At 69.8% G+C, this 5,208-nt stretch carries 4 protein-coding genes; 2 read left to right on the top strand and 2 right to left on the bottom strand.

The genetic code is table 11. The features are described from left to right. Positions 1-151: 151 nt before the first annotated feature. A complete protein-coding gene (locus ABD236_RS02005) occupies positions 152-1,441 on the bottom strand; it encodes a M18 family aminopeptidase (protein WP_344069140.1) in 1,290 nt (429 codons plus the stop codon). A 99-nt stretch (positions 1,442-1,540) separates the two neighbouring features. Then, the gene (locus ABD236_RS02000) at positions 1,541-3,370 is read right to left on the bottom strand and encodes an acyl-CoA dehydrogenase (RefSeq protein ID WP_344069137.1); all 1,830 of its coding nucleotides are present in this window, start codon (positions 3,368-3,370) and stop codon (positions 1,541-1,543) included. Positions 3,371-3,491: 121 nt separating this feature from the next. On the opposite strand from ABD236_RS02000, the gene ABD236_RS01995 reads away from it, so the two are divergent. Both ABD236_RS01995 and ABD236_RS01990 read left to right on the top strand, forming a co-directional pair. After that, positions 3,492-3,944, top strand: coding sequence for an SseB family protein (locus ABD236_RS01995; RefSeq protein WP_344069133.1), 453 nt, complete (start codon positions 3,492-3,494; stop codon positions 3,942-3,944). A gap of 211 nt (positions 3,945-4,155) precedes the next feature. Next, complete coding sequence (locus ABD236_RS01990; protein WP_344069130.1) at positions 4,156-5,112, top strand: pirin family protein; 957 nt, start codon at positions 4,156-4,158, stop codon at positions 5,110-5,112. Positions 5,113-5,208: the final 96 nt, after the last annotated feature.

Raw genomic sequence — 5,208 nt, 5'->3', positions numbered from 1 at the left:
GGCACAAGAAGGGGCGCGGGGAACTGCGCGACCAGCCACCCACGGTCCGCAGACGAACCCCGGGACGTCTGGGGGCGAAGCCCCCAGCAGCCCACCCCGGCCCACCACCCGGCCGTCCGCCAGAGGGCTTTAGGGAAGGGGCGGGGTGGGGCTAGCCCTGCAGGAACGACAGCAGCGCGTTCGCCAGCAAGTACGGGTCGTCCGCCCCGCACAGCTCCCGCGCACTGTGCATCGACAGGATCGCCACCCCGATGTCCACCGTCTGGATCCCGTGGCGCGCCGCCGTGATGGGCCCGATCGTCGTCCCGCACGGCATCGCGTTGTTGGAGACGAAGTGCTGCCACGGCACCCCGGCCCGCTCGCACGCGGCGGCGAACACGGCCCGCCCGCTGCCGTCCGTCGCGTACCGCTGGTTGACGTTGACCTTCAGGATCGGGCCGCCGTTGGCGCGCGGGTGGTGCGTCGGGTCGTGGCGCTCCGCGTAGTTGGGGTGGACCGCGTGGCCGGTGTCGGAGGAGAGGCAGACCGTGCCCGCGAAGGCGCGCGCCTTGTCCTCGTACGACCCGCCGCGCGCGAAGACCGAGCGCTCCAGGACCGTGCCGAGCAGCGGCCCGTCCGCGCCGGTGTCGGCCTGCGAGCCGTTCTCCTCGTGGTCGAACGCGGCCAGGACCGGGATGTACTCCAGCTCCGCCGCCGCCGACGCGGCCGCCAGCGCCGCCGTGCCCGCGTGCACCGACAGCAGGTTGTCCATCCGGGGCCCCGCCACCAGCTCCTTGTCGCGGCCCAGGTACGACGGCGGCTCGATCGAGTGCACCATCAGGTCCCAGCCGGTGACCTCGCCCTCGGCCAGGCCCTCCTCCTGCTCCAGGAAGCGGATCAGATCGCCCTCGGCGACGTCGCCGAGGCCCCAGATCGGCTGGAGGTGCTTCTGGCGGTCCAGCTTGAGCCCGTCGTTGGCCGACCGGTCCAGGTGGATGGCGAGCTGCGGGACGCGCAGCAGGGCGCGGTCCACGTTCACCAGCCGGTGACTGCCGTCGCGCAGGCTGAGGCGGCCCGCAAGTCCCAGGTCGCGGTCGAGCCAGGTGTTGAGGAGCGTCCCGCCGTAGATCTCCACGGCGACCTGGCGCCAGCCGAACGCGCCGGTGTCCGGCAGCGGCTTGACCCGCAGGTTCGGCGAGTCGGTGTGCGCGCCCACGATCCGGAACGGGGTGTGCGCGGCGGCGCCCTCCGGCACGAACCAGGCGATGATCGCGCCGCCCCGCAGCACGTACTTCCCGCCCGCCGACGCGTCCCACGCGTCCGTCTCCCGCACCTGCTGGAAGCCGGCCTTCTCCAGCCGCGCGGCCGCGTTCGCCACCGCGTGGTACGGCGACGGGCTCGCCGCGAGGAAGGACATCAGGTCGTCGGTGTGTCCGCGGTCGAAGCGGGAGGGTGTGCTCATGCGTTCACCTTAACCAGGGGCGCCGACAGACAAGGGCCCGCTTCCCCAGAGGGAAGCGGGCCCTACGTCCTGCGGCCTGGAAGGAGGCCGGTGGACGGTCTAGAAGGCCGCCTCGTCCAGCTCCATCAGGGAGTTGTCGACGGTCTCGGCCAGCGCGCGGGCGGTGCCGACGCCCGGCAGGACGTTCGCGGCGAAGAACTTCGCGGCGGCGATCTTGCCGGTGTAGAACGGGACGTCCTTGGCGGAGGCCGACGGCAGCTTCTCGGCGGCGACGGCCGCGCTCTTGAGGAGCAGGTAGCCGACGACGACGTCACCGGAGGCCATCAGCAGGCGGGTGGTGTTCAGGCCCACCTTGTAGATGTTCTTGACGTCCTCACCCGTGGCGGTCAGGTCGGTGATCATCGTGCCGACGATCGCCTCCAGGTCCACCGCGGCCTTGGCCAGCGAGTCCAGCGCGCCGCCCAGCTCCTCGTGGCCCGACTGCTCGGCGAGGAACTTCTTGATCTCCTCGGAGAGCAGGTTGAGCGAGGCGCCCTGGTCGCGGACGATCTTCCGGAAGAAGAAGTCCTGGCCCTGGATCGCCGTGGTGCCCTCGTAGAGGGTGTCGATCTTGGCGTCCCGGATGTACTGCTCGATCGGGTACTCCTGGAGGTACCCGGAGCCGCCGAAGGTCTGGAGCGACTCGTGGGAGAGCTTCTCGTACGACTTCTCCGAGCCGTAGCCCTTCACGATCGGCAGCAGCAGGTCGTTCAGGCCCACCAGCGCCTTGGCGTCCTCGCCCGCGGCCTCCTTGACCTGGATCGCGTCCTGGACGGCGGCGGTGTAGAGGACGAGGGAGCGCATGCCCTCGGCGTACGCCTTCTGCGTCATCAGCGAGCGGCGCACGTCCGGGTGGTGAGTGATCGTCACCTTGGGCGCGGTCTTGTCCATGAACTGCGAGAGGTCCGAGCCCTGGACGCGCTCCTTGGCGTACTCCAGCGCGTTCAGGTAGCCCGTCGACAGCGTGGCGATCGCCTTCGTGCCGACCATCATGCGGGCGAACTCGATGATCATGAACATCTGGCGGATGCCGTCGTGCTTGTCGCCGATCAGCCAGCCCTTGGCGGGGTGCTTGTCGCCGAAGGTCATCTCGCACGTGTTGGAGGCCTTCAGGCCCATCTTGTGCTCGACGTTCGTGGCGTACACACCGTTGCGCTCGCCCAGCTCGCCGGTCTCGAAGTCGAAGTGGAACTTCGGGACCAGGAAGAGGGAGAGGCCCTTGGTGCCGGGGCCGTGGCCCTCGGGGCGGGCGAGGACGTAGTGGAGGATGTTCTCCTCCATGTCGTGCTCGCCGGAGGTGATGAAGCGCTTCACGCCCTCGATGTGCCAGGAGCCGTCGTCCTGCTGGACGGCCTTGGTGCGGCCGGCGCCGACGTCCGAGCCCGCGTCGGGCTCGGTGAGGACCATGGTGGAGCCCCAGCGCTTCTCGACCGCGATCTCGGCGATCCGCTTCTGGACCTCGTTGCCCTCCTCGAAGAGGATGCCGGCGAAGGCCGGGCCCGAGGAGTACATCCACACGGCCGGGTTGGCGCCGAGCAGCAGCTCCGCGTAGGCCCAGATGAGGGAGCGCGGGGAAACGGTTCCGCCGATCTCCTCCGGCAGGCCCAGACGCCAGTACTCGCTGTCCATGAAGGCCTTGTAGGACTTCTTGAAGGACGCCGGTACGGGCGCGGTGTTGGTCTCCGGGTCGAACACCGGCGGGTTGCGGTCGGCGTCCGCGAAGGAGTCGGCCAGCTCGTTCTCGGCGAGACGCGCGATCTCGTCGAGGATGGTCTTGGCGGTGTCGACGTCCATCTCGGCGAACGGGCCGGTGCCGTACAGCTTGTCGCGTCCGAGGACCTCGAAGAGGTTGAACTCGATGTCGCGGAGATTCGACTTGTAGTGCCCCATGGCGACGGCTCCGTAAGCAGATCGGTTACATCTCTACCAGCAAGTAGCTACGATGATGCTACCCGTCGGTAATAAGACGCAACCCCTCTGGGCCCATATGTGGCGCACTACTCTTGCGCCCATGTACGGCTACGACCAGAACCAGGGTGCTCAAGCGCAGTACGCCCCGCCGCAGCAGCCTTCCTACGGGGAGCAGCCGCTGTACCCCGAGCCGTCGCCGCCCTCGCTCGCGGACGCGGTGCGGGCGTTCACCACGGGCTCGCTCTCGGCCGAGGACTTCCAGCAGATCTTCGCGGGCTCCAAGGTCTACTGCCCGCGCGGGGACAACCCCGGCTTCCTGGCCCTGCACAACACCCAGCAGCCGGTGATCCCCATGTTCACCTCGCTGAAGGAGCTGCGCAGGTACGCGGGCAAGGAGTCCAAGTACTTCGTGATCACCGGCGCCGAGGTCATCGACCTGCTGCCGACCGGGTACGGCTTCGTCCTCGACATGGAGGGCGACCACCGCATGGTGTTCGACGCGAAGGCGGTCGAGCAGATGGTGGACTTCGCGATGCGGCGGATGTACGGCTGAGTGAGGCCGGACGCGACTGAGTCCGCGCTGACGTAGGCACGCGTGCGGCCGGTGCGTACGGGCTGCTCGCGGGCGGGCCTTTCCGGCCGTTCTCACGGGGGCGGGAGCCCTCGAACTGATCTGCGGTACCCCTCGGGAATCGGCACGCCTTGCCGACTGTTCACCATTCAACTACTTTGGATGCTGAGCATCCCGCGAGGAGGGCCGTCCCATGCCTGCTGTGACCGTCGAAAACCCGTTGACCCTGCCGCGCGTGGCCGCGCCCGAGGGCGCGGTGCCGCGTCCCGTGCTCGCCGTGTCCACGGCGCCGGCCGGCTTCGAGGGGGAGGGGTTCCCGGTGCGGCGCGCGTTCGCCGGGATCAACTACCAGTACCTCGACCCGTTCATCATGATGGACCAGATGGGTGAGGTGGAGTACGCGCCGGGCGAGCCCAAGGGCACGCCGTGGCACCCCCACCGGGGCTTCGAGACGGTGACGTACCTGATCGACGGCACCTTCGTGCACCAGGACAGCAACGGTGGCGGCGGCACGATCATGAACGGCGACACGCAGTGGATGACGGCGGGCTCCGGTCTGCTGCACATCGAGGCGCCGCCGGAGTCCCTGGTCACCTCGGGCGGCCTCTTCCACGGCCTCCAGCTGTGGGTGAACCTGCCGGCGGCCGACAAGATGATGGACCCGCGCTACCAGGACATCCGGGGCGGCCAGGTCCAGCTGCTCACCTCGCCCGACGGGGGCGCGCTGCTGCGGGTGATCGCGGGGTCGCTGGACGGCCACGACGGGCCCGGGATCACGCACACCCCGATCACGATGATCCACGCGACGGTCCGCCCCGGCGCGGAGGTCACGCTGCCGTGGCGGGCGGACTTCAACGGACTGGCGTACGTGCTGGCGGGGCGCGGGTCCGTGGGCGCGGCCCGCCGGCCGGTGCACATGGGGCAGACGGCGGTGTTCGGGGACGGCGGGTCGCTGACGGTGCGGGCGGACGAGCGCCAGGACGGGCACACGCCGGATCTGGAGGTCGTGCTGCTGGGCGGGCGGCCCATCCGTGAGCCGATGGCGCACTACGGGCCGTTCGTGATGAACACGAAGGCGGAGCTTCAGCAGGCGTTCGACGACTTCCAGAAGGGGCGGTTGGGCACGATCCCGGCGGTGCACGGCATGTAGCCCCCCCACCCCGCCCCTTCCCTAAACCCTCCGGGGGTGGGTTGGGGCGGGCCCCCGGGCCCCGTGGCGGGGGCTGCGCCCCCTGCACCCCGCTTT

Origin of the sequence: Streptomyces crystallinus (assembly GCF_039521265.1) — a bacterium.
GTDB classification, from domain to species: Bacteria; Actinomycetota; Actinomycetes; order Streptomycetales; family Streptomycetaceae; genus Streptomyces; species Streptomyces crystallinus.
This window is presented reverse-complemented; position numbering and strand designations above follow the sequence as displayed.

Coding starts and splice junctions, on each gene's coding strand:
- ABD236_RS02005 (WP_344069140.1), bottom strand. CDS start 1,441: ATGAGCACACCCTCCCGCTTCGACCGCGGACACACCGACGACCTGATG.
- ABD236_RS02000 (WP_344069137.1), bottom strand. CDS start 3,370: ATGGGGCACTACAAGTCGAATCTCCGCGACATCGAGTTCAACCTCTTC.
- ABD236_RS01995 (WP_344069133.1), top strand. CDS start 3,492: ATGTACGGCTACGACCAGAACCAGGGTGCTCAAGCGCAGTACGCCCCG.
- ABD236_RS01990 (WP_344069130.1), top strand. CDS start 4,156: ATGCCTGCTGTGACCGTCGAAAACCCGTTGACCCTGCCGCGCGTGGCC.